Annotated in this window: 20 protein-coding genes; 11 read left to right on the forward strand and 9 right to left on the reverse strand. The window is 74.9% G+C overall.

The window, feature by feature from the left end:
* The first annotated feature begins 84 nt into the window (after positions 1-84).
* From O7603_RS03765 to O7603_RS03780, 4 genes are read left to right on the forward strand one after another with little or no spacing between them, the layout of a single operon-like run.
* Entirely contained in the window at positions 85-1,260 is a 1,176-nt protein-coding gene (locus tag O7603_RS03765; protein ID WP_281574285.1) for a siderophore biosynthesis protein, read from the forward strand.
* The gene (locus O7603_RS03770; RefSeq protein ID WP_281574286.1) at positions 1,257-2,882 is read left to right on the forward strand and encodes an IucA/IucC family protein; all 1,626 of its coding nucleotides are present in this window, start codon (positions 1,257-1,259) and stop codon (positions 2,880-2,882) included. Before O7603_RS03765 ends, O7603_RS03770 begins: the two co-directional genes overlap by 4 nt.
* On the forward strand, positions 2,879-4,474 hold the full coding sequence (locus O7603_RS03775; protein ID WP_281574287.1) for an IucA/IucC family protein: 1,596 nt from the start codon (positions 2,879-2,881) through the stop codon (positions 4,472-4,474). The genes O7603_RS03770 and O7603_RS03775 overlap by 4 nt, the downstream gene beginning before the upstream one ends.
* On the forward strand, positions 4,471-5,607 hold the full coding sequence (locus O7603_RS03780) for an alanine racemase (protein ID WP_281574288.1): 1,137 nt from the start codon (positions 4,471-4,473) through the stop codon (positions 5,605-5,607). The genes O7603_RS03775 and O7603_RS03780 overlap by 4 nt, the downstream gene beginning before the upstream one ends.
* Before the next feature lie 21 nt (positions 5,608-5,628).
* Here the strand turns inward: O7603_RS03780 and O7603_RS03785 are convergent, their stop codons facing one another.
* Positions 5,629-6,204, reverse strand: coding sequence for a DNA starvation/stationary phase protection protein (locus tag O7603_RS03785; protein WP_281574289.1), 576 nt, complete (start codon positions 6,202-6,204; stop codon positions 5,629-5,631).
* 164 nt (positions 6,205-6,368) lie between these two features.
* Between O7603_RS03785 and O7603_RS03790 the strand changes: the two genes are divergently transcribed.
* Complete coding sequence (locus tag O7603_RS03790) at positions 6,369-6,929, forward strand: isochorismatase family protein (protein WP_281574290.1); 561 nt, start codon at positions 6,369-6,371, stop codon at positions 6,927-6,929.
* A gap of 113 nt (positions 6,930-7,042) precedes the next feature.
* On the opposite strand, the gene O7603_RS03795 is transcribed toward O7603_RS03790, so the two are convergent.
* On the reverse strand, positions 7,043-9,565 hold the full coding sequence (locus O7603_RS03795) for an ABC transporter permease (RefSeq protein ID WP_281574291.1): 2,523 nt from the start codon (positions 9,563-9,565) through the stop codon (positions 7,043-7,045).
* An 8-nt stretch (positions 9,566-9,573) separates the two neighbouring features.
* Positions 9,574-10,338 carry an ABC transporter ATP-binding protein gene (locus tag O7603_RS03800; protein WP_281574292.1) on the reverse strand — a complete coding sequence of 255 codons (765 nt, stop codon included), beginning with the start codon at positions 10,336-10,338 and terminating at the stop codon, positions 9,574-9,576.
* Between the two features lie 148 nt (positions 10,339-10,486).
* Between O7603_RS03800 and O7603_RS03805 the strand changes: the two genes are divergently transcribed.
* Entirely contained in the window at positions 10,487-11,686 is a 1,200-nt protein-coding gene (locus tag O7603_RS03805; protein WP_281574293.1) for a histidine kinase, read from the forward strand.
* A complete protein-coding gene (locus O7603_RS03810) occupies positions 11,683-12,321 on the forward strand; it encodes a response regulator transcription factor (protein ID WP_281574294.1) in 639 nt (212 codons plus the stop codon). Before O7603_RS03805 ends, O7603_RS03810 begins: the two co-directional genes overlap by 4 nt.
* Before the next feature lie 139 nt (positions 12,322-12,460).
* Here O7603_RS03810 and O7603_RS03815 read toward each other — a convergent pair whose 3' ends face one another.
* Positions 12,461-13,468, reverse strand: coding sequence for an LCP family protein (locus tag O7603_RS03815; protein ID WP_281574295.1), 1,008 nt, complete (start codon positions 13,466-13,468; stop codon positions 12,461-12,463).
* Positions 13,469-13,691: 223 nt separating this feature from the next.
* Between O7603_RS03815 and O7603_RS03820 the strand changes: the two genes are divergently transcribed.
* The 3 genes from O7603_RS03820 (at position 13,692) to O7603_RS03830 (ending at position 15,162) form a co-directional block, all read left to right on the forward strand.
* Positions 13,692-13,958 (forward strand): hypothetical protein, encoded by a 267-nt coding sequence (locus O7603_RS03820; RefSeq protein ID WP_281574296.1) that lies wholly within the window; start codon positions 13,692-13,694, stop codon positions 13,956-13,958.
* Positions 13,959-13,969: 11 nt separating this feature from the next.
* Positions 13,970-14,503, forward strand: coding sequence for a hypothetical protein (locus O7603_RS03825; protein WP_281574297.1), 534 nt, complete (start codon positions 13,970-13,972; stop codon positions 14,501-14,503).
* Positions 14,504-14,595: 92 nt separating this feature from the next.
* Complete coding sequence (locus O7603_RS03830; RefSeq protein ID WP_281574298.1) at positions 14,596-15,162, forward strand: DUF3558 family protein; 567 nt, start codon at positions 14,596-14,598, stop codon at positions 15,160-15,162.
* A gap of 6 nt (positions 15,163-15,168) precedes the next feature.
* Here the strand turns inward: O7603_RS03830 and O7603_RS03835 are convergent, their stop codons facing one another.
* The 4 genes from O7603_RS03835 to O7603_RS03850 form a co-directional block, all read right to left on the reverse strand.
* The gene (locus O7603_RS03835; protein WP_281574299.1) at positions 15,169-15,666 is read right to left on the reverse strand and encodes a DUF2231 domain-containing protein; all 498 of its coding nucleotides are present in this window, start codon (positions 15,664-15,666) and stop codon (positions 15,169-15,171) included.
* 154 nt (positions 15,667-15,820) lie between these two features.
* Positions 15,821-16,666 (reverse strand): patatin-like phospholipase family protein, encoded by an 846-nt coding sequence (locus O7603_RS03840; protein WP_281574300.1) that lies wholly within the window; start codon positions 16,664-16,666, stop codon positions 15,821-15,823.
* Complete coding sequence (locus O7603_RS03845) at positions 16,663-16,953, reverse strand: DUF4873 domain-containing protein (RefSeq protein WP_281574301.1); 291 nt, start codon at positions 16,951-16,953, stop codon at positions 16,663-16,665. Before O7603_RS03845 ends, O7603_RS03840 begins: the two co-directional genes overlap by 4 nt.
* Positions 16,950-17,678 carry a TetR/AcrR family transcriptional regulator gene (locus O7603_RS03850; RefSeq protein WP_281574302.1) on the reverse strand — a complete coding sequence of 243 codons (729 nt, stop codon included), beginning with the start codon at positions 17,676-17,678 and terminating at the stop codon, positions 16,950-16,952. Before O7603_RS03850 ends, O7603_RS03845 begins: the two co-directional genes overlap by 4 nt.
* Positions 17,679-17,727: 49 nt before the next feature.
* On the opposite strand from O7603_RS03850, the gene O7603_RS03855 reads away from it, so the two are divergent.
* On the forward strand, positions 17,728-18,624 hold the full coding sequence (locus O7603_RS03855) for a diiron oxygenase (RefSeq protein WP_281574303.1): 897 nt from the start codon (positions 17,728-17,730) through the stop codon (positions 18,622-18,624).
* A gap of 133 nt (positions 18,625-18,757) precedes the next feature.
* On the opposite strand, the gene O7603_RS03860 is transcribed toward O7603_RS03855, so the two are convergent.
* Positions 18,758-19,309, reverse strand: a complete 552-nt coding sequence (locus tag O7603_RS03860) for a winged helix-turn-helix domain-containing protein (protein ID WP_281574304.1) — start codon at positions 19,307-19,309, stop codon at positions 18,758-18,760.
* Positions 19,310-19,319 lie beyond the last annotated feature (10 nt).

Below are 19,319 nucleotides of genomic sequence, written 5' to 3' on the forward strand. Positions count from 1 at the left end.
CCGGACGGCGAGCCGCCGCGTCCGTGGCGATGGCGGTAAGGGTAGGCTCGCCTAATTGGACGGTCGGGCCGGTGCGGAGGTGGGATGCGGCTGTACATCACCGCGCTCAACCCCACCGACGCCGTCCTGGACGGTCTCGTGCCGGCGGCGGCCACGCTGGGTCTGCCGGTCACCGTGCTGACCGACCGGCCCGCTGAGTGGCCGGCGGACGTGCCGACCACCGCCTGCGCGGTCCGCGACCCGGACGCCGTACTCGCGGCCGTCGCCCCGGGACGGCCCGCGGCGCTGCTGTCCAACAGCGACCATCTCCAGGCGGCCACCGCGCTCGCCGCGCGGCGGCTCGGCCTGCCCGCCAAGGACCCCGACGCGGCGCGCCGCTGCAAGGACAAGGCGGCCACCCGTCGCGCCGTGGCGGCGGCCGGGCTCGACCTGGTCCGCACCGCCACCGTCGAGCCCGGTGCCGACCCGGTCGTGCCCGCCGCGACGTTCCCGGCGGTGGTCAAGCCCCGCGACGGGGTGGCGAGCGAGGACGCGTATCTGGTCGCCGACGACGAGGAGTTGGCCGCGCGGGTCGCCGAGATCCGCCGGCGGCGGCCGGACGTGGCGCTGGTGGTCGAGGAGTACCTCGCCGGCGACCTGCGGACGCACGAGACGCTGGGCGACGGCTCCGCCCTGGCCGTCCTGGGTGGCTGGCGCACCGGCCTCGGCCCGCCACCGACCTTCACCGAGGTCAGCCTCGACTGGTCGCCGCCCACGGCCCCCGAGACCGCGCAGGTGCGGGCCCACCTCGACGCCCTGGCCGTCGGGTTCGGCGCCTGCCACACCGAGTACGTCGTCCAGGACGGCCGGGTCCGCCTGATCGAGGTCAACTACCGCCTCATCGGGGACCGGATGGACCTGATCCTCGCCGAGCTGCTCGGTGTGCCGCTGTTCGAGTACCTGATCCGGCTGCACCTGGGCGAGCCGCTGGCCGCCCTCGACCTGCCCGCTCCCGACACCGTCGACCGGCACGCCCGGGTCGAGTACGTCTGCGCGGACCGGTCCGGTCGCCTCACCGCCGCCCCCGGCCCGGTGGACACCGCCCGCGACGACGTCCGCCTCGGCTGCCGACCGCTGCGCGAGCCCGGCCGCACCGCCGACCTGACCGGCACCAACCGTGACTACCTGGCCGTGCTGCACGCCATCGGGCCGGACGACCGGACCGTCCGCCGGGCCCTGAACACCTTCCGCGCCGACCTGCGCTGGGAGATCGCCGGATGACCGACGACAGCGAACGGCAGGTGTTCACCCGGGTCCTCGACGCCCTGCTCCGCGAGGACCACCTCGGCCTGACCAGCCGCGGCCGGGCCGACGGCCCCGACTGGTGGCAGGCGCCGCACCCCGCCGGCCTACTGCGGATACCGGTACGCCCCGACGGCTTCCAGCACAGTGTCCGGACCGCCGCGCCCGTGCTGCACGTCGTCCCGCCGGACGGCCGGGCCCACCGGGTCGACACCCTCGACGCGCTGCTGGCCCTGCTGGCCCCGCACGACGATCCCGACGCCGAAGCCGGCTGGCACACCTTCACCGCCGAGTGCCATGACGACCTGCGGGCCCGCCGGCTCGCCGACGGCGCCCGCGCGCGGGTCCACGCCGCCGTGGCCGCCCGCCGTAGGAACGCGCCCAACGGGATGGCCGGCGCCGTCCTGGACGACGTCCTGGCCGCGCACGCCGGGCACCCGGTCTACCCCACCGACCGCTGCCGGCACGGCCTCGCCGACGACGACCTGCGACGGTACGCCCCGGAGCACGCGCCGAGCTTCCCGCTGCGGTGGCACCCGACCCCGGTCGAGACGGTCCAGCTCACCGGCGAACTGCCGCCCTGGTGGCCGCGCGCCGAGCGGCCGGGCCAGTTCCTCATGCCGACGCATCCGCTCACCGCGGCCCGCCGCGGACTGCCGGTCGTGGACGCCCCACCGATCACCGTGCGACCCACCCTGTCCATGCGGACCGTGGCGCTGGACGGCGACCCGTACACCCATCTGAAGCTGCCGCTGCCGACGGCCGCCCTCGGCGCCCGCAACCGCAGGACCCTCGCGGCCGGGACGCTCGCCGACGGCGCCGCCGTCGCCGGGCTCCTGCACCGTATCGCCGCCGCGGAACCCGCCTTCGCCGGCCGGATCCACCACGCCGACGAGGGCACCTACGCCGAGACCGGGGACGAGTGGCTGGCGTTCCTGCTCCGCCGGTTCCCGCACCACCTGGCCGGCGTCCAGGTGGTGCCGGTCGCCGCGCTCGCCGCCGCCGACCCCGTCGCGGGCACCGTCGCCGAGCGGATCAGCCCCGGCGCCGTCGGGCCACTCCTGGAGGCCTACCTGGACCTGCTGGTCGACTGGCACGTCTGCCTCTGGCTGCGGCACGGCGTGGCGCTGGAGGCTCACCCGCAGAACATCCACCTGCTGCGGCGCCCGGACGGGTCGGTCGGCCTGCTCTACAAGGACAACGACGGTGCCCGGCTGGACCGGCGCCACCGCGGCTCCGGCGGGCTCTCGTTGTCCGACGAGCGCATGTGGACGCACGACCCCGGGGAACTGGCCGACGTCTTCGTCACGATCACCGTGCACCTCGCCGCGGCGGCACCGCTGCTCGCGCTCGCCGCCCGCGGCGTGCCCGTCCCGTCACCGGCCACCGCCCTCGCGCCGCGGCTGGCCGCCGCCCGGGACCGGTGGGGCGCCGGGCCGGCGGCGCGCATCTTCACCGCCCGGGTGCTCGACGCCCCGCGCCTACCGGTCAAGGCCATGCTCACCGCCGGAACCCTGCTGCCGAAGCAACGACTCGGCGCCACCGACGTCAACAAGTACTACCGTCGCACCGGACCCAACTACCTGCGGGGAGCACCATGACGAGAACCGGGTTGTGTCCCCGACCCGGCCTCGACGCCGACCACCTCGCCGACCTCGCCGCCGCCCACGCCGTCTTCGGCTGCTACCTGCGCGAGGTCGCCGCACCGGACGGCGACGCGGACCTGGTCGACGGCGAGGCACGGGTGTGGTCACGGCACCTCGGCACGCAGTTGCGCTGCGCCGTCGACCGGCCCTCGCCGGCCGGCGCACACCGCTACGCCGGTCCGGTGCAGAGGAACACCGGCGCCGGCTGGGAGGACCTCGACGCCGTGGCGCTGGCGCGGCTCCTCGCGGCGGAGCTCACCGCGCGGACCGGGGTCGGCAACGACGAGTTCGTCGGGCAGGTCCGCGCGAGCCGCGACGCGGTGGCCCGCCTGCTGGCCGAGCGGCCGCCACAGGACCCGACGCCGACCGGCGACCCGGCCATCGACGCGTACGTCGATTCCGAGCAGTCCCTGCTCTTCGGCCACCCGCACCACCCGGCGCCCAAGTGGCGCACCGGCGATCCGAGCAGCTGGGGCGCCTACGCCCCCGAGCTGCGCACCACCTTCCAACTGCACTGGCTCGCGGTCCCCGACGACCTGGTGGCCGAGGCGGGGCCGTTCGACGAGCTGATCGCCCCGCTCGACCCGCCGCCCGTCCCGGCCGGGCACCACGCCCTGCCCGTGCACCCCTGGCAGCTGGCCCTGGTCCCGCCGACCGACCGCCGCCTGCGGCACCTGGGCCCGGCCGGCGTGCCGGTGCGGCCGACGGCGAGCGTCCGCACCCTGTACGCCCCCGAGGCGGATCTCTTCGTCAAGACCAGCCTGCACGTACGGATCACGAACTGCCTGCGCAAGAACGCCCGCTACGAACTGACCGGCGCGCCGGCGCTGACCCGGCTGCTGACCGGCGTGCCGCTGCCGGCACAGGTACGGCTGCTGGCGGAGCCCGCGTACCGGACCGTCACGACGCCTGGCGCGGACGAGGCGTACGGGACGATCCTGCGCACCGGCCTGCGCCCGCACCTGCGACCGGGGGACACCCCGCTGTTGGCGGCGGCGCTGGCCGCCGCGCCGCTCGCGGTGCCCGACCCGGTCGGCTGGTGGCGCGCGTACGCCCGGCTGCTCGTGCCGGCGGTGCTGCGCTGGTGGCTCGGCCACGGCGTCGTGCACGAGCCGCATTTGCAGAACGTGATCGTGGTCCTCGACGGCCACCGCCGGCCGGTCCGCCTCCTGCTCCGCGACCTGGAGGGCGTGAAGCTCGACACCGACCGCCTCCCCAACTGGCCCGACGGCGTGCCGCGACAGGCCGGCTACCGCCCGGCGGACGCGCGGCACCGCATCCTCTACTGCCTGTTCGTCAACCACCTCGCCGGCATCAGCGGGGCACTCGCCGACGCCAGCCCCGGCATCGAGCCCCACCTGTGGCGGGTGCTGCGGGACGTCGTCGCCACGGTCGCCGCGGACCTCGGCGAACCACCCGAACTCCGCGACCTGCTCGCCGGCGCCCCGCTGGTCGCGAAGGCGAACCTGCTGGTGCGGTGGCACCGCGACGCGGACCGGCGGGCGCCGTACGTGCCGGTGCCGAACCCGTTCGGCGGGTCCCGGTGACCCGGCCGGTCTACGTCCACGACCTCGACGCGCTCGCGGCGCACGTCCGGTCCGTCCGGAGCGCCCTGCCCGAGCGCGTCGAGCTGCTCTACGCGGTCAAGGCGAACCCCGACCCCGGCGTGCTGCGGAGCCTCGCTCCCGCCGTCGACGGCTTCGAGGCGGCGAGCCGCGGCGAGCTGCGGCGGCTCGCCGAGGTGCTGCCCGACCGGCCGCCCGCCGCGTACGCCGGGCCGGGCAAGACCGACGAGGACCTGGCCGCCGCGCTCGCCGCCGGGGCGGGCCGCGTCCACGTGGAGTCCCCGGCCGAGCTGCGGCGGCTCGGCGCGCTGGCGCGGGCGGCCGGCACCACCGCCGGTGTGCTGCTGAGGGTGAACCTGCCGGTCGCGGCCCCCGGGGCGAGCCTCGTCATGGGCGGCGGGCCGAGCCCGTTCGGGATGGATCCCGCCGACGTGCGCGAGTGCGCGCGCCGGCCACCGGCCGGCGTCGACATCCGGGGCGTGCACGCCCACCTGGCCAGCGGCCTGGACGCCCCGCTCGCCGGCCAGGTCGCCACCGCCGTGGTCGAGTGGGCGGTCGCCGAGGTGGGCGCGGCGGAGGTCGACGTCGGCGGCGGCATGGCCGTGGACTACACCGACCCGACCGCCCGCTTCGACTGGGCCGGCTACGGCCGGGACCTGACCCGGATCCTCGACCGCCATCCGGGCCTGCGCCTGCGGATCGAGCCGGGTCGTGCGCTGACCGCCTACTGCGGCACCTATCTGACCGAGGTGATCGACGTCAAACGCTCGTACGGCGAGTGGTTCGTGGTGGTGGCCGGTGGCACCCACCACCTGCGTACGCCGGCGGCGAAGGGCCACTCGCAGCCGTTCACCGTGCACCGGCGTCCGGCCGACGGGCAGCCGCGCACAGACGGCGGACGGGTCACCGTGGTCGGGCAGCTCTGCACACCCAAGGACGTGCTGGCCCGGTCGGTCGACAGCGGGCCGGTGGGGGTGGGCGACGTCCTGATCTTCGCCATGGCCGGCGCGTACGCCTGGAACATCAGCCACCGGGACTTCCTGCTGCACGAGCCGCCGGAATTCCGGACCGGCGATCCGCGCGACGTGGCCGCCGGCTGGGCCACCCGACCGTAGCGGCGCCGGGGCCTCCGCGCGTCAGGCGCGGACGACCGGGGTGTCGACGAGGTGCTCGGCGATGAACCAGGCCTGCAGTTCGTTGGTGCGGATCACGTTGGACACCAGCAGGTCGTTGCTGCCGTCGTCGCCGCCCTCCTGCACCCGGGCGGCGGCGTCGTGCGCGTCGATGAGGATCGTTTCGTGGGCCTCGAGCAGACGGGAGAGCATCCCGGGCACCTCCTCGGCCCCGTCCGGCGGGCGGGGCACCCGGGTCAGCTCGGCGACGTGCCGTGGATCGCCGACCGCCACGCCGCCGAGCGTCTGCACCCGTTCGGCGATCAGGTCGACCAGCTCCAGTTGCTCGCCGGCGTGCTTGTCGAGCAGGAGATGCAGCTGGTAGAAGGTCGGGCCCCGCATGAGCCAGTGGTACTTCTTGTACAGGTCGTGCAGGATGCGGGTGTCGGCGAGGACTAGGTTCAGCCGTTCGCACGAGTAGAGCCGCGCCTCGTACGCGAGGCCGACCGGCAGCTGCCGGACGCTGCCGAACGCCTGGATCTCCCGGCCGTGCTGATGCAGCAGGGGCTGGCTGTCCGCACTCGTCGGCTGTCCGGTCACGTCGCCTCCCTCGATGACTGCCGACCGTCCGCCGAGGTGGCGAACCGGCAGTGGTGAGCCCGGCACGAGCCTAGGCGTCCGGAGGTCGCCACCCGGACCGAATCGACAGTTTTGTCGGTGGGCTGGCCTACGGTGTCCCCACACTCGGACGCAGGGGGAGACGCATGACCACACTCGAGAACCGGCCGAACACCGCCCTGCTCGTCATCGACGTGCAGACCGGCGTGGTCGAGGGGGCGCACGAGCGCGACACGGTCGTCGCGAATATCGGCAGTCTCGTCGAGAAGGCCCGCCAGGAGCAGGTCCCGGTGGTGTGGGTCCAGCACTCCGACGAGAACCTCGTCCGGGGGAGCGGTCAGTGGCGGATCGCCCCGGAGCTCACCCCTGACCGGGCCGAGCCCCTGGTCGAGAAGCACTACGGCGACTCCTTCGAGGACACCACCCTGGAGACGGTGCTCGCGGGCCTCGAGATCGGGCGGCTCGTCGTCGTCGGCGCGCAGACCGACGCGTGCGTCCGCTCGACGCTGCACGGCGCATTCGCCCGGGGCTACGACGCCACCCTCGTCAGCGACGCCCACACCACGGAGGACCTGTCGGCCTGGGGGGCGCCGCCGCCGGCCCAGGTCATCGCGCACACCAACCTCTACTGGTCCCACCAGACGGCGCCGGGGCGCACGGCCGGCACCGTCGAGACCAAGGCGGTCGAGTTCGGCGCCGCCTCCTGACACCGCGCGACGGCGGCCCGACACCTCGTCGGCGCCGCCGTCGCGTCAGTCGCGCGGCGCGGTGACCCGCTCGCGGAGCTGCTCGGCCTCCGGGTGGGGGCCGCCGTCGCGGCTCAGCCGTCGGTGCCCAGCGCCACCATCGGGCTGACCCGGGACGCCCGCCGGGCCGGCAGGACGCCGGCCAGCGCCGTGAGCACGATCAACGCCACGAAGAGCCCGACCAGCGGCAGCACCGGCAGGACCAGCGGCGCGTTGATCCCGAGCGCCCGGACCGTCAGCCAGGCGTACGGCACCCCGAGCAGCAGCCCGATCGTCGCGCCGATCAGCCCGTAGAGGCCGGACTCGGCCGTCAGCATGGTGCGCAGGGCGGCGCGGGACAGGCCGACCGCGCGCAGCAGACCCGACTCGGTCACCCGTTCCACCACCGACAGCGCCGTGGTGCTGCCGACCCCGACCACCGCGATGATCACGGTGAGGCTGACCAGGCCGACCGCGATCCAGAGGATCGTGTCCAGCACCGCGCCGTCCCGGTCCCGGTCGTCGGCGAGGACGGCCAGCCCGACCCCCTCCGCGCCGTCGATCGCCTGCCGCAGGGCCTGCACCGCCGCGGTCCGGCCGTCCTCGCCCGGCCGGGCCGCGTCGGCCAGCAGTCCGGAGTACGCCGCCGGCACGCCGAGCCGGTCGAGATCGGCGCGGTCGGTGAGGACGCCCGCGTGCAGCGGGCCGTGATCGGGCAGGATCGCGGCGACCCGCACCTCGGTGGTCCGTCCGGCCACGGCGAGCGCGACCGTGTCCCCGACGCGCAGGCCGGTCTGCCGGGCGACCCAGTCGCCGAGCACCACGTGGCCCGGCCCGAGGTCGGCGAGCCGACCCTGCGCCACGTCGATGCGGTCCGTGGTCGGCAAGGCCCGCAGGTCAAGGTCGGTCGCGGGATACCCGGACTCGGCGCCACCCAGCCGGTCGCCGCCGCGGGTCAGGGTGAGCCCGTCGACCCGCCGGTACGGCACCACGCGGGCCAGCGTGTCGTCCGCCGCGTCGGCCCGCGCCACCACACCGGCCGGCAGGGTGGCGCCCGCGCCGGCGGTCACCTCGATGTCCGCCGGAGCCAGGAGCGCCAGCTCGCGGTCCATCAGCACGCGCAGGGACGCGCCGCCGACGGCCACACCGGCGATCAGGGTCACGCCGAGCGCGACCACCACGGACACCGCCGCAGCCCGGCGCGGCGTGCCGCCGACACCGCCGACGGCCAGCCGCCCGACCGGCCCGAGCTGGCGCAGCGGCCAACCCACCACGGCGAGTACCGGGCGGACCAGCAGCGGCCCGAGCGCCACGAGCGCGAAGAACGCCACGGCGCCGGACGCGACGAGCAGGAGCAGCACTGGCATCGGCGAGTAGTCCTCCTGCTCCGGCGTCGGCAGCCGGGTGACCGCGACGGCGCCGGCCAGCACCGCGCCGGCGGCGAGCAGCAGCCCGGCCACCAGCCGCACGGCCCCGATGCCGCGCCGACCGGCGGTGGTGCTGGCCGCCCGCAGCGCCTCGAGCGGGGCGACCCGGGCGGCGGACAACGCCGGCGCGAGCACCGCCAGCACGGTGAGCAGGACGGCGCCGAGGACCACCGCGACCGCCGCCCCGACGGGCAGCCCCGGGGAGGAGACGGCCCGGCCGGTGGCCCGCATGATCGGCGGCACGGCGTGCCCGACGGCCAGGGCGGCGGCCACGCCGGCCACGCCCGCGACGAAGCCGGTCAGGGCGCCCTCGGCGGTCAGCGCCCGGACCAGCGCGCCCCGGTTCGCGCCGACCGCGCGCAGGAGCGCGAGTTGCCGCATCCGCTGGGCGAAGACGATGCGGAACGTCGAGGTCACGACCAGCGCCGCGGCGGCGACCGCGATCGCGACGAACATGCCGACCAGGGCGAAGACCGCCCCGACCTGCTCGGCCGCCGCCTCGGCCTCCTGCTGGCGCACCTCGACGCCGGTGCTGATCCGCACGTCAGCGGGCAGCGCCGCGGCCACCCGCTGGCGGACCGCCTCCGCCGCCTCGCCGGTCGTGACGCGCAGGTCGATCCGGGTCAGCTCGTCGGTCGCGGCCAGCGCGGTCACCACGCTGTCCGGGGCGTACCCGTCGGAGCCGGCGTCGTCGGCGGTCTCGACCACGCCGGTGACGGTGAGCCGGACGGGGGCGGGCGGTGCGTCGCCCGCGGTGACCACCGATCCGAGGGCGAGTCCCAGTCGCTCGGCGGTGCGTGGGGTGATCGCCAGCTCTCCGGGGGCGTCCGGGTAACTGCCGTCGATCAGACGGGCCGTGGCCAGCGGGCCGCCGCCCGGGTCGGCCCGCAGGTTGACGTACGAGTCGTTGACGCTCAGGCCGACCTCCAGCCGGCCGACCGCCTCGGCGACCCCGGGCACGGCGCGGACCCGGGCCAGCGTCGCCCCGGTGGGCCGCGGCGAGTCCGGCCCGCCGACCACGAGGTCGGTGGCGGCGGGGGTGCCGCTGAGGTTGTCCCGCGCGGTCCGCTCGGTGATCTGCTGCGCCAGCACGGTGCCGAACACGACGAAGGAGGCGACCAGGATCGCCAGACCGGTCAGCAGCAGCCGGCCGGGCCGGCGCGCCGCCGCTCTCACCTGGGTACGCAGCACGGGCGCCCTCACGCGCCGGCCGCCAGGGCGTGCAGCGCCTCGGTGACCGAGGTGCGGTCCGGCTTGTCGATGTCGCCGGCGATCCGGCCGTCGGCGAGCAGCACCGCCCGGTCCGCGTACGCGGCGGCGACCGGGTCGTGGGTGACCATGACGATCGTCTGGCCGAGGTCGCGTACCGAGTCGCGCAGGAAGGAGAGCACCTCCGCGCCCGAGTGCGAGTCGAGGTTGCCGGTGGGTTCGTCGGCGAAGACCACCTCGGGGCGCGACACCAGCGCGCGGGCCAGCGCCACCCGCTGCTGCTGGCCGCCGGAGAGCTCGCTCGGCCGGTGACCCAGCCGGTCGGTCAACCCCAGCACCCCCACCAGGTGCCCGAACAGCCCACGGTCCGGGCGCCGGCCGGCCAGGTCCAGCGGGAGGGTGATGTTCTGCGCGGCGGTGAGCTGCGGCAGCAGGTTGAACGACTGGAAGACGAACCCGATCCGCTCCCGGCGGACCCGGGTCAGCGTCCGGTCGGACTGCCCGGTCAGCTCCGCGCCCCCGAGCAGGACCCGCCCGGAGGTGGCCGTGTCCAGCCCGGCGAGGCAGTGCATCAGGGTCGACTTCCCCGACCCGGACGGCCCCATGATCGCGGTGAACCGGGCCCGGTCGAAGCCGACCGACACCCCGTCCAGGGCCCGTACCGCGGTGTCGCCGGTGCCGTACACCTTGACCAGGTCGACCGCGGCGACGGCGGCCTGGCTCACGTCGGGTGGGGCGAGGGCGTGCGTTCTCATCGAACCTCCAGCGAATGCTTCTCTGACCTCGGGAAGCCTCGCCGGGGACGGGCGGCCGTCGCATCGGCCCGGGGAGAGGGATCACCGCCGCCGGGTCTGTCTTTCGGCCGATCTGCCGCTGCCATCCGGCTCGCTACCCTGGGTCACGATGAACGCGCCGGGACTTCGACGTTGGTGGGTCCGCCTGGGCCAGCTCGCCGGCCTGGCGGCGCTGGGCCTGCTGGGCCTCTTCGACCTGCGGTTCGGCCTGTTGGCGGACGCGGGCACGGCCGGTGCCCTGCTCCTCCTGGTGCGAGTGGGGCTGGCGGTGGCCACCGCGGCGCTCTGGCTTCCGCTGCACCGGCAGGGCACCCGCCGGCTGCCGGCGGCGGCGTTGCTGCTCGCCGCCGCCTCACTCGCCGTGACCGCGGGCATCGTGCTCGTCGCGGGCGGCGGGAACGTGCTCAGCGGCAGCTGGGGGCTCGCCGAGTCGGCCGGGCTGTTGGCCGTGGTCTTCGTGGTGGCCCGCCGCGGCGCGCGTGGCACCGCGCCGTGGGCGGCGGTCGCCGCCGGCCTCGCCGTCGCCGCGCTGCCGTTGCGCACCGGCACGGACAGTGTGTACGTGATCTTCGGTCTGCTCCAGGCCCTCGCCGCGGCGGGCGCCGCCGGTGGCGGGCTGTACCTGCGGAGCACGGCCGCCGGGCGGGCGCGTGCCGTGGCGCTGGTACGGGCCGAGCAGCGTGCGGAGTTCGCCCGTGACCTGCACGACTTCATCGCCCACCACGTGACCGGCATCGTGGTGCAGGCGCAGGGCGCCCGGTTCGTCGCGGAGCAGGACCCGCAGCGGGTGATCGCCGCCCTGGAACAGATCGAGCGGGCCGGCGCCGAGACGATGGCGTCGATGCGGCGGATGGTCGGGATCCTGCGCAATCCGGACGCCCCGCCGGACGCGCCGCTGGCCCCGCTGGCCGGCGTCACCGATCTCGCGCCGCTGCTGCGCGGCTTCAACGACACCACTCGCGCCCCGGCCCGGCTGCACGTCGACGGGACGCTGGACGGACTGCCGGTGGAGGTCTCCACCTCGGCGTACCGGGTGGTGATGGAGGCGCTCACCAACACCCGCCAGCACGCGCCCGACGCCCGGTCCGTGGACGTGTTCGTCCGCCGTACCCCGGACTGGCTGCTGGTGCGGGTCGCCGACGACGGCGCCACCCCGCGTACGCCGCCGGCCCGCGGGCACGGCTTCGGGCTGATCGGCCTCAGCGAGCGGGTCCGCGCCCTTGGCGGCACCGTCGCCGCCGGGCCCGGGGCCGCCGGCGGCTGGGTGCTGGACGCGTCGCTGCCGTTGAACCGGGCGGTGACCCGGTGATCCGCGTGCTCGTCGCCGACGACCAGGCGATGGTGCGGACCGGCTTCGGGATGATCATCGGGGCGCAGCCGGACATGGAGGTGGTCGGCGAGGCCGCCGACGGTGTGGCGGCCGTGGAAGTGGCCCGACGCCTGCGGCCGGACGTGGTGCTGCTCGACATCCGGATGCCCCGCCTCGACGGGCTCGAGGCGCTGCGGCTGCTCGCCGGGCCGGGCGTCGCCGAGCCGGTCAGGGTGGTCGTGGTCACCACGTTCGACCTCGACGAGTACGTGCACTCCGCGCTCCGCAACGGCGCCTGCGGCTTCCTGCTCAAGGACTCCGGCCCGGCGCTGCTGGTCGAGGCGGTCCGCGCCGCCGTCTCCGGCGACGCGCTGATCAGCCCGTCCATCACCGTGCGGCTGCTGGAGCACCTGAGCCCGCCCGCCCCCGCCCGCGACGACGCCGGCCTGTCCCCGCGGGAACTCGACGTCGTCAAGCTGGCCGCCCGGGGCCTGACCAACGCCGAGATCGCCGCCCAGCTGTTCATCGCGGTCGGCACCGTCAAGACCCACCTGGCGAGTGTGCAGATGAAGCTGGGGGCGCGGAACCGGGTCGAGATCGCGGCCTGGGCCTGGGAACGGCGCCTGGTCGGCTAGACCCCGTCCGCCCCCGAGTCGATCAACCTGACCACCGCCCTGATCGACACCAGGTCCCCGATACGGCGGTGTCCGACTGCCGCGGATGCCGCCGTATCGGGGACCTGGTGTCGGGCCGGTGCCGATCGTCGAACCGGGATCAGTGCAGCGCGGTGGCGGATCGGCTCGGGGACGGCGTCGCCGTCGCGCTCAGGTGCTGCTGGACGGTGTCGTCGGCGACCGCCTGGTAGAGCGCCTTCGCCTTCGCGGTGTCGGGCAGCACCACGCTCTGACCGCTCTTCATGCCGGTGCCCGCGCTCGGGCTGCCGAGGAAGGTGAGGTCGTCGCTGCGCAGGTCCCGCAGCTCCAGCGCGACGTTGACCAGGTCGAAGTCCTCGTCGACGGTCACCGACTTCGTGACGGCCTGGAGGAACGCGTTGAGCTTGACCGGATTGGACAGCGTGCCGACGCTCGCGGCCCGGTCGAGCAGCGCCTGCAGGAACTCCCGCTGGTGGCGTTCCCGGCTGAAGTCGCCGTCGGCGAACTGGTAGCGCTGGCGGACGTAGTCCAGCGCCGCCGCGCCGTCCAGGTGCCGGGTGCCCTTCTGGAAGGTCCGGTGCGGCGCGTGGATGGAGGTGATAGTCTTCTCGATCTTGAGGTCCACTCCGCCCAGGGCGTTGACGACCTGGGCGAAGCCGGCGAAGTCCACCAACGCGACGTGGTCGACGTGCACGCCGGTGAAGGTCTCCACGGTCTGCACGGTCAGCGGGGTGCCGCCCCACGCGTACGCGGAATTGATCTTCGCCATGGCGTTGCCGTGCCGGCCGTCGGCCGAGCGCGGGACGAAGACCCAGGTGTCCCGGGGGATCGAGATGACCTCCGCCTTCTGGTGGTCGGCGTCCAGGTGCAGCAGCATGATCGTGTCGGTGCGGGAGTCCGCGGTCTTGTCGGGATCGCGGGAGTCGCTGCCGAGCAGCAGCACGTTCATGGCGCCGGTGACCGACGGTGTCGGGCGGGCGCTCTCGGCGATACCCGCGAACGCGTCGGTGCGGGCCAGGTTGCCGTCCAGCGAGCGTCCGTACACCCCCGCGGCCACCAGGCCGCCGCCGCCCAGGACGAGCAGCGCCGCCAGCACGCCGATCAGAAAGCGTCGTGATCGTCGTCGCACCCGCTCCAGCCCCTCACTCCTCGGTCGAACACCAGTCGGTCGACGAATGTCACGCAGTGTAATAACCGAAGCTGGGAGCAACCTTGGAATGATCATGGCGGGAGGGGAGTCGGGCAGACGCCGCGGTGGGTCGGGAACCGGACGTCCTGCCGATCGGACGGCGGCGTCAGAGCATAGGGAAACACCCGATTCCACGCCGCCCGTCCCGCCCTAGCCTCAGATCATGACCGGACGCCTGTTCGCGCTGGAGCAGTACGACTGCTCACCCGAGGCGGACACGTCCCTGCCGGCGTTCGGCACCCTCGACTGCCGGCTGGTCGCCGCCGTCCGGATCTCCGCCGACGACGTCGTGATCGCGCTGGTCGAAGGCGCCGACGCGGACCGGGTGGCCGCCGCCGCCGAAGCCGCGGACTGGCGGGTCGACCGGCTGCTCGCCGCCCGGTGGATCTACCCACCGCACACCGACCCGACGAACCCGGACCTCCCGTGACCCGGAAAGGCATGACTGTGCGCCGTCTGATCGCACCCGTGGTGTGCTCGCTCCTGCTCTTCCCGCTCGCCGCCTGCGGCGCCGACGACGCCGGTGACACCCCGCCCGCGGGCGGCTCGGGTGTCGAGGCGGACGGCGGCGGGGACCTGCCCGCCGCCGGCGCGGACGCCCCCGCGCCCCCGTGCCCGTTCACCGCGGACAAGGTGGCCGAGATCGTCGGCCAGCCCATGGTCGACCAGGGCAACTGCTCGTTCGGCGACGGCAAGGGCGTCGCCCTGTTCACCGTCACCAGGGCCTCCCAGGCCGCCGGCGCGACCACCTACGACTACCAGCGGCAGCAGGCCACGGCGACCTACCGCGAGGTGAAGGACGTCGACAAGGGGGAGAAGGCATACCTCGCGGTCAAGGACATCGAGGGGGAGGCCGTCGTGGTCAGTCGGGCCGGCAGCTACACCGTGATCCTGAGCAGCTTCGAGCGGCTGGGCGCCACCCCGGACGGGTACGAGCGGACGCTCCGCACAGTGCTCGACGCCCTTCCGCTGTGATGCCGGACCGCCGACGAACTGATGCCCGCCGACGAACTGATGCCCGGCCGACGAGTGGTGCTGCCGAGCCGACGACAGGAAGTGGAGCCACGATGAGACGCCTCGCAACCCGCCGGAGCCGCCGTGCCCTCGCCGCCCTCGCCGCCGTGCTGGCGGTCGCCACGCTGGGCGGCTGCGGATCGAGCGACGACGGCGACAGCCCGGCGGCCGGGGATGGCCAGACCGTCGCGGACGCGCCGACGCCGGGCGGTGACCCGCTGCCGGAGGCCACGTCGGCGGAGCCGTCGGCCGCGCCCGCGGTCGACCCGTGCGCGCTGGTGCCCAAGCCGGAGGCCGAGAAGGTGGCCGGCACTCCGCTCGAGGACGCGGTGGCGTCCCCGGAGAGCTGCAGCTACACCGGCCCGGTCACCGGGCCGACCGCTCAGCTCGAGGTGTACGTCGGGGACGGTGCGAAGAAGATCCTCGACATCGACCGCGAACTCAAGCACGAGTTCACGCCGATCCCGGGCGCGGGCGACGAGGCGTACGCCGAGGAGGGCGCGGTCTTCGTCAACAAGGGCGGCGTGTGGGTCGCCATCCGACTGGTCCGCACCGACGACCCGGTCAAGTACCGCAAGCCGCTGGCGGACCTCGCCGTCGCGGTCGCCGGCCGGCTCTGAGCCGCGTCAGAGGCCTTCCCAGACCGCCTTCGCGCCCGAGTCGCCGGTGCGGACCACGTAGTAGACGGCGACGCCGGCCGCCACGACCGACAACACCCGCACCGACAGGGTGAGCGCCGCGGGGCGGGCCGCTGCGTCGGCGTCCGCCCCGGCGGGGCGGGGAGCGACGAGGTACACCAGCGCCAGCGCCACGACCGCCAGCCCGATCGTGGCGTAGAGCGTCAGGTTGCCCAGCTGCTGATGAGCCTCCAGCTTCGGGCCGTACTCCGGGCTGACCCGGTTCGCGGACCGCAGCCGGTCGAAGAACGCGTCCCCGGAGAGCTTCGCGAGCAGGGCGGCGACCGGCGCGCCGAGGGCGAGCAGGCCCAGCACCCACCGGGTGTGCGGCCGGATCGGCGGGACGAGGGCGTAGCCGACCGTCAGCGCAGCCAGCAGCGGCACGAACACGACGGCGGCGTGCAGCACGAGCGGATGGGCCGGCAGGCCCATGAACTCCTCGAACAACGGCGTCTCCTCGGTCGGGGCGGCGGGCGCGGATCATCGAGGTCCGGGCATGGACGCTATCGGTACGGACCGCTCGTGTCAGCCCCCCGATGTCCGCTGTGGACACTCTTCGCCGCGCTGGCGACCCGGCGCGTGACGCCGGGTCGCCGCCGCCTCAACTCCAGACCGCGGCAACCGCGGCGGCGGTGGCCGCGCCGACCGCGCGCCCGGCCCGGGCGGACGGTGCCCGGGTCGCGGGCGACAGCGGGTTGTCGCCGAACGCCTCGACGGACGCCTGGTCGGCACTGATCACGTGGACCCGGGCCGGGGCCAGGGTGGCGATCTCCGCGTCGAGGTCGCCCCACGGCTGCGGAGCGTCGGCCAGAGTGGGATTGACGACGAGCACGCGCTCCGCTCCGGCGGCGAGGTCGGCGTTGGTCGTGGACCGCACGCCTCCGTCGATGTAGTGGTGGCCGTCGATGGCGACGGGCGGCCAGACGCCCGGTACCGCGCAGCTGGCCGCGACCGCGTCGACCAGGGAGACGCCGGACGCGCGGGTGAAGACGGCGACCTCGCCGCTCTCGGCGTCCACCGCGGGCAGCAGCATCCGCCGGTCCGGCCAGTGCTTGACCGGCAGCCGCGCGTCGATCACGGCGAGCCGGACCCGCGGGTCCACCGTCTCGGTGGACCGGGCCAGGGCGCCCACGCGACGGCGGGCGTCCTCCGCGCCGGACGCGCCGGCGACCGCGGCGCCGAACGCCGCGAACAGCGACTCCTGGTCGACGTCGACCTGGATCTCCGCGCTGTCCGGGCGGAGTTGGACGGCGTACAGCTCGTCGAGGTCGACACCGCTGGTGATCTGCGCGGCCACGGTCGAGCCGGCCGAGGTGCCGACGACGAGGTCGGCGGCGAGGATCCGGGCGGCGAGCGACGGGTCGACGTCGGCGATGCCGCGGAGCACGCCGAGTTCCCAGGCGATTCCGGCCACCCCGCCGCCGGCCAGCACGAGCGCGTTGATCATGGTTCGAAGCTACCAGGCCGTGGGCCCATCGCAGGCCACGGCGGGTCACCCACGCCGGTGATCCGTACGCCGCCCCACGGGTCGACCTCACCCAGCCGCGCCGGCCTGACCTGGTCGGCGATCCGCAGCTCCACCTCCCGCCGCCCCGACCGCAGCAGCCGTGTCAGCCGGGGGTCGGGCTCGATCCGCCCGCCCCAGTGGTAGCGGCCGTCGACCGGCTCCCACCGGCCGCTCAGGTGCACCCGCACCGCGGTTCCCGCCACGCCCGCCGGGCCGTGGTAGCTCACGGCGTGATCCGCTCGTGTGCGCGGGTGAGCTCGCGCGGCAGGTCGGCGCTGCGCCGCACGCCCTCGATGCCGCTCCACAGCAGCGTGGTCAGGTAGTCGGTGAGCGCCGCCCGGCTGATCGGCTGCCCGTGGGTGGTCCACCAGTCGCCGACCGCCTGCACGAACCCCACCAGGCCGTACGCCCACGGCTCCGCCGGCCCGGCGTCGAGCCCCAGCGCGCGGAGCCGGTCGCCGATCACCCGGGCGAGGCCGGCGGCCACCTGCTGGCTGGTGCCGGCGACCACCTGGTGGACGCCCGGATCGCTGGACCGGTGGATCAGGAACCGGTAGAGCGCGGACTCCGACTCGACCACCGCGAGGTAGGCGTCGATGGTCGCCCGGACCAGGTCCCGTTCCTCGCGGACCTGCTCCACCGCGGGCGCGACGGCGGCGATCACCCGCGCCGCCACCACTTCGCTCACCGCGAGCCAGAGCTGCGACTTGTCGGCGAAGTAGCGGTAGAGGACCGGCTTGCTGACGCCCGCCGCGGCGGCGACCTGGTCCATGTCGACCTCCGGCCCGTGCCGCAGCAACGCCTGCACGGCGGCCGCGACGAGGTCCTGCCGCCGCCGCTCACGATGGCCGGCCCAGCGGTCCCGTCGGCCGGTGCCGGTCGCCTTCCGTGGCCCGTCGGCGGCCGGGCCGGAGGGGTCGGCTCCATTGACATCCTTGAGCGGCGATTGCATGCTACTAGTCGTAACAGTTACCCGGCGTAACGTCAATGTGGAGGCGTTCATGGCCGTGACACCCACCGGAGGCGAGGGCGAGGTGCTCGCCGAGCGGCTGCTCGCCGCGTCGCTGCGGACCAGTTACGACCCCGCCGTGGACCTCGACTGGGACGCCCCGCACCTGCCGGGCGCGTACTGGCTCCCGCCCCACCGCAGCAGCCTCTACGGCACGCCACTGTGGGAGCACCTCGGCGAGGAGCGGCGCATCGAGCTCACGAAGCACGAGGTGGCCAGCGCGGCCAGCGCCGGGGTCTGGTTCGAGACGATCCTCATGCAGATGCTGATCCGGCACTACTACGACGACGATCCGACCAGCCGGCGTGCCCAGTACGCCCTGACCGAGGTCGCCGACGAGTGCCGGCACTCCATCATGTTCGGCCGGCTCATCGAGGCGCTGGGCTGCCCGGTCTACCGGGCCAGCCCGGCAGACCACCTGCTCGGGCGCTTCCTCAAGGCCACCGCGACCGGCCCGCGGATGTTCGCCGCGATCCTCATCGCCGAGGAGGTCCTCGACGCGTTCCAACGCGAGATCATGGCCGACGAGTCGCTCCAGCCGCTGATCCGGATGGTGTCCCGGATCCACGTGGTCGAGGAGGCGCGGCACGTCCGGTTCGCCCGCGAGGAGTTGGCCCGTCAGGTCGAGGCCGCCGGGCCGCTGGCCATGGCGTACGCCCGGCTGTTGATCGGCCGCTCCGCCGGCGCGATCGCCAACCGTCTCGTCCACCCCGACGCGTACGCGGCGGTCGGCATCCCGCCCGCGGTGGGTCGGGCCGCCGCTCGCGCCAACCCGCACTGGCGCGCGACCCTCCGCTGGTCGGCGAAGCGGGTGTACGACGACCTGGCGAGCCTGGGCCTGGTCGGCGGGCCGGGCCGTCTGCTGTGGACCCGCGCCGGCCTGATCTGACCTGGTCGATCTTACCGCCGGCGGGCTCCGGAAAGCGTCTTCCCAGCAGCGGTGACGACGTACTAACCACCTGGCGACCGCGAGCCGGTCACGAGTGGCCGGCACAGGGACGCGTTCTGCTCGCGTCGGGCGGTCACCCGCCGGGTGCCGGGTGTCGATGGCCGGTCATCCGGAGCCCGACGCCGCGCACCGCCTCGATGGTCACGCCGGCGCCAAGGTTGTTGAGCTTGTGTCGCAGGCGCTTCACCAGGGACTGCACGTCCGCTCTGCGCTGGCGCCCCTCGTCGTGCCAGACCGCCCGGTGCAGTTCGGCGTAGCTCCACACGCGCAGCGGCTCGGTGGACAGGCAGATCAGCAGGTCGTGCTCCAGGCGCGTCAGGTCGACCTCCTGATCCCGACAGCGCACGGTCAACCTGGCCGAGTCGATCGCCAGTGCGGGGTGGCTCGCCTCGGCCGTGGCCGCCGGCTGCGGCGCCGGGGTCGCTCGGGGCGCTCGCTCCGGGGCGGCGATCAGGCGGCGCAGGTCGTCGAGGCCGGACACGAGCAGCAGTGGGCCGATGCCGTCAAGATGCTCGGCAAGCCGGATCCGCTCGGCGGCCGACGGCGTCACCGCGATGACCAGCGGAAACTGTTCCTCGGCCGGGTCGAACCCGACCGGATCGGCGCTCGCGTCGTCCTCGGCCACCGCATCCACC

It is taken from the genome of Micromonospora sp. WMMD812 (assembly GCF_027497215.1).
Taxonomy (GTDB): Bacteria; Actinomycetota; Actinomycetes; order Mycobacteriales; family Micromonosporaceae; genus Micromonospora.

What these genes read in the sequence shown, in the direction of transcription:
- O7603_RS03855 (WP_281574303.1), top strand. Translation starts at nt 17,728, where the DNA reads ATGGCCGTGACACCCACCGGAGGCGAGGGCGAGGTGCTCGCCGAGCGG.
- O7603_RS03820 (WP_281574296.1), top strand. Translation starts at nt 13,692, where the DNA reads ATGACCGGACGCCTGTTCGCGCTGGAGCAGTACGACTGCTCACCCGAG.
- O7603_RS03825 (WP_281574297.1), top strand. Translation starts at nt 13,970, where the DNA reads ATGACTGTGCGCCGTCTGATCGCACCCGTGGTGTGCTCGCTCCTGCTC.
- O7603_RS03805 (WP_281574293.1), top strand. Translation starts at nt 10,487, where the DNA reads ATGAACGCGCCGGGACTTCGACGTTGGTGGGTCCGCCTGGGCCAGCTC.
- O7603_RS03800 (WP_281574292.1), bottom strand. Translation starts at nt 10,338, where the DNA reads ATGAGAACGCACGCCCTCGCCCCACCCGACGTGAGCCAGGCCGCCGTC.
- O7603_RS03765 (WP_281574285.1), top strand. Translation starts at nt 85, where the DNA reads ATGCGGCTGTACATCACCGCGCTCAACCCCACCGACGCCGTCCTGGAC.
- O7603_RS03830 (WP_281574298.1), top strand. Translation starts at nt 14,596, where the DNA reads ATGAGACGCCTCGCAACCCGCCGGAGCCGCCGTGCCCTCGCCGCCCTC.
- O7603_RS03770 (WP_281574286.1), top strand. Translation starts at nt 1,257, where the DNA reads ATGACCGACGACAGCGAACGGCAGGTGTTCACCCGGGTCCTCGACGCC.
- O7603_RS03850 (WP_281574302.1), bottom strand. Translation starts at nt 17,678, where the DNA reads ATGCAATCGCCGCTCAAGGATGTCAATGGAGCCGACCCCTCCGGCCCG.
- O7603_RS03840 (WP_281574300.1), bottom strand. Translation starts at nt 16,666, where the DNA reads ATGATCAACGCGCTCGTGCTGGCCGGCGGCGGGGTGGCCGGAATCGCC.
- O7603_RS03775 (WP_281574287.1), top strand. Translation starts at nt 2,879, where the DNA reads ATGACGAGAACCGGGTTGTGTCCCCGACCCGGCCTCGACGCCGACCAC.
- O7603_RS03790 (WP_281574290.1), top strand. Translation starts at nt 6,369, where the DNA reads ATGACCACACTCGAGAACCGGCCGAACACCGCCCTGCTCGTCATCGAC.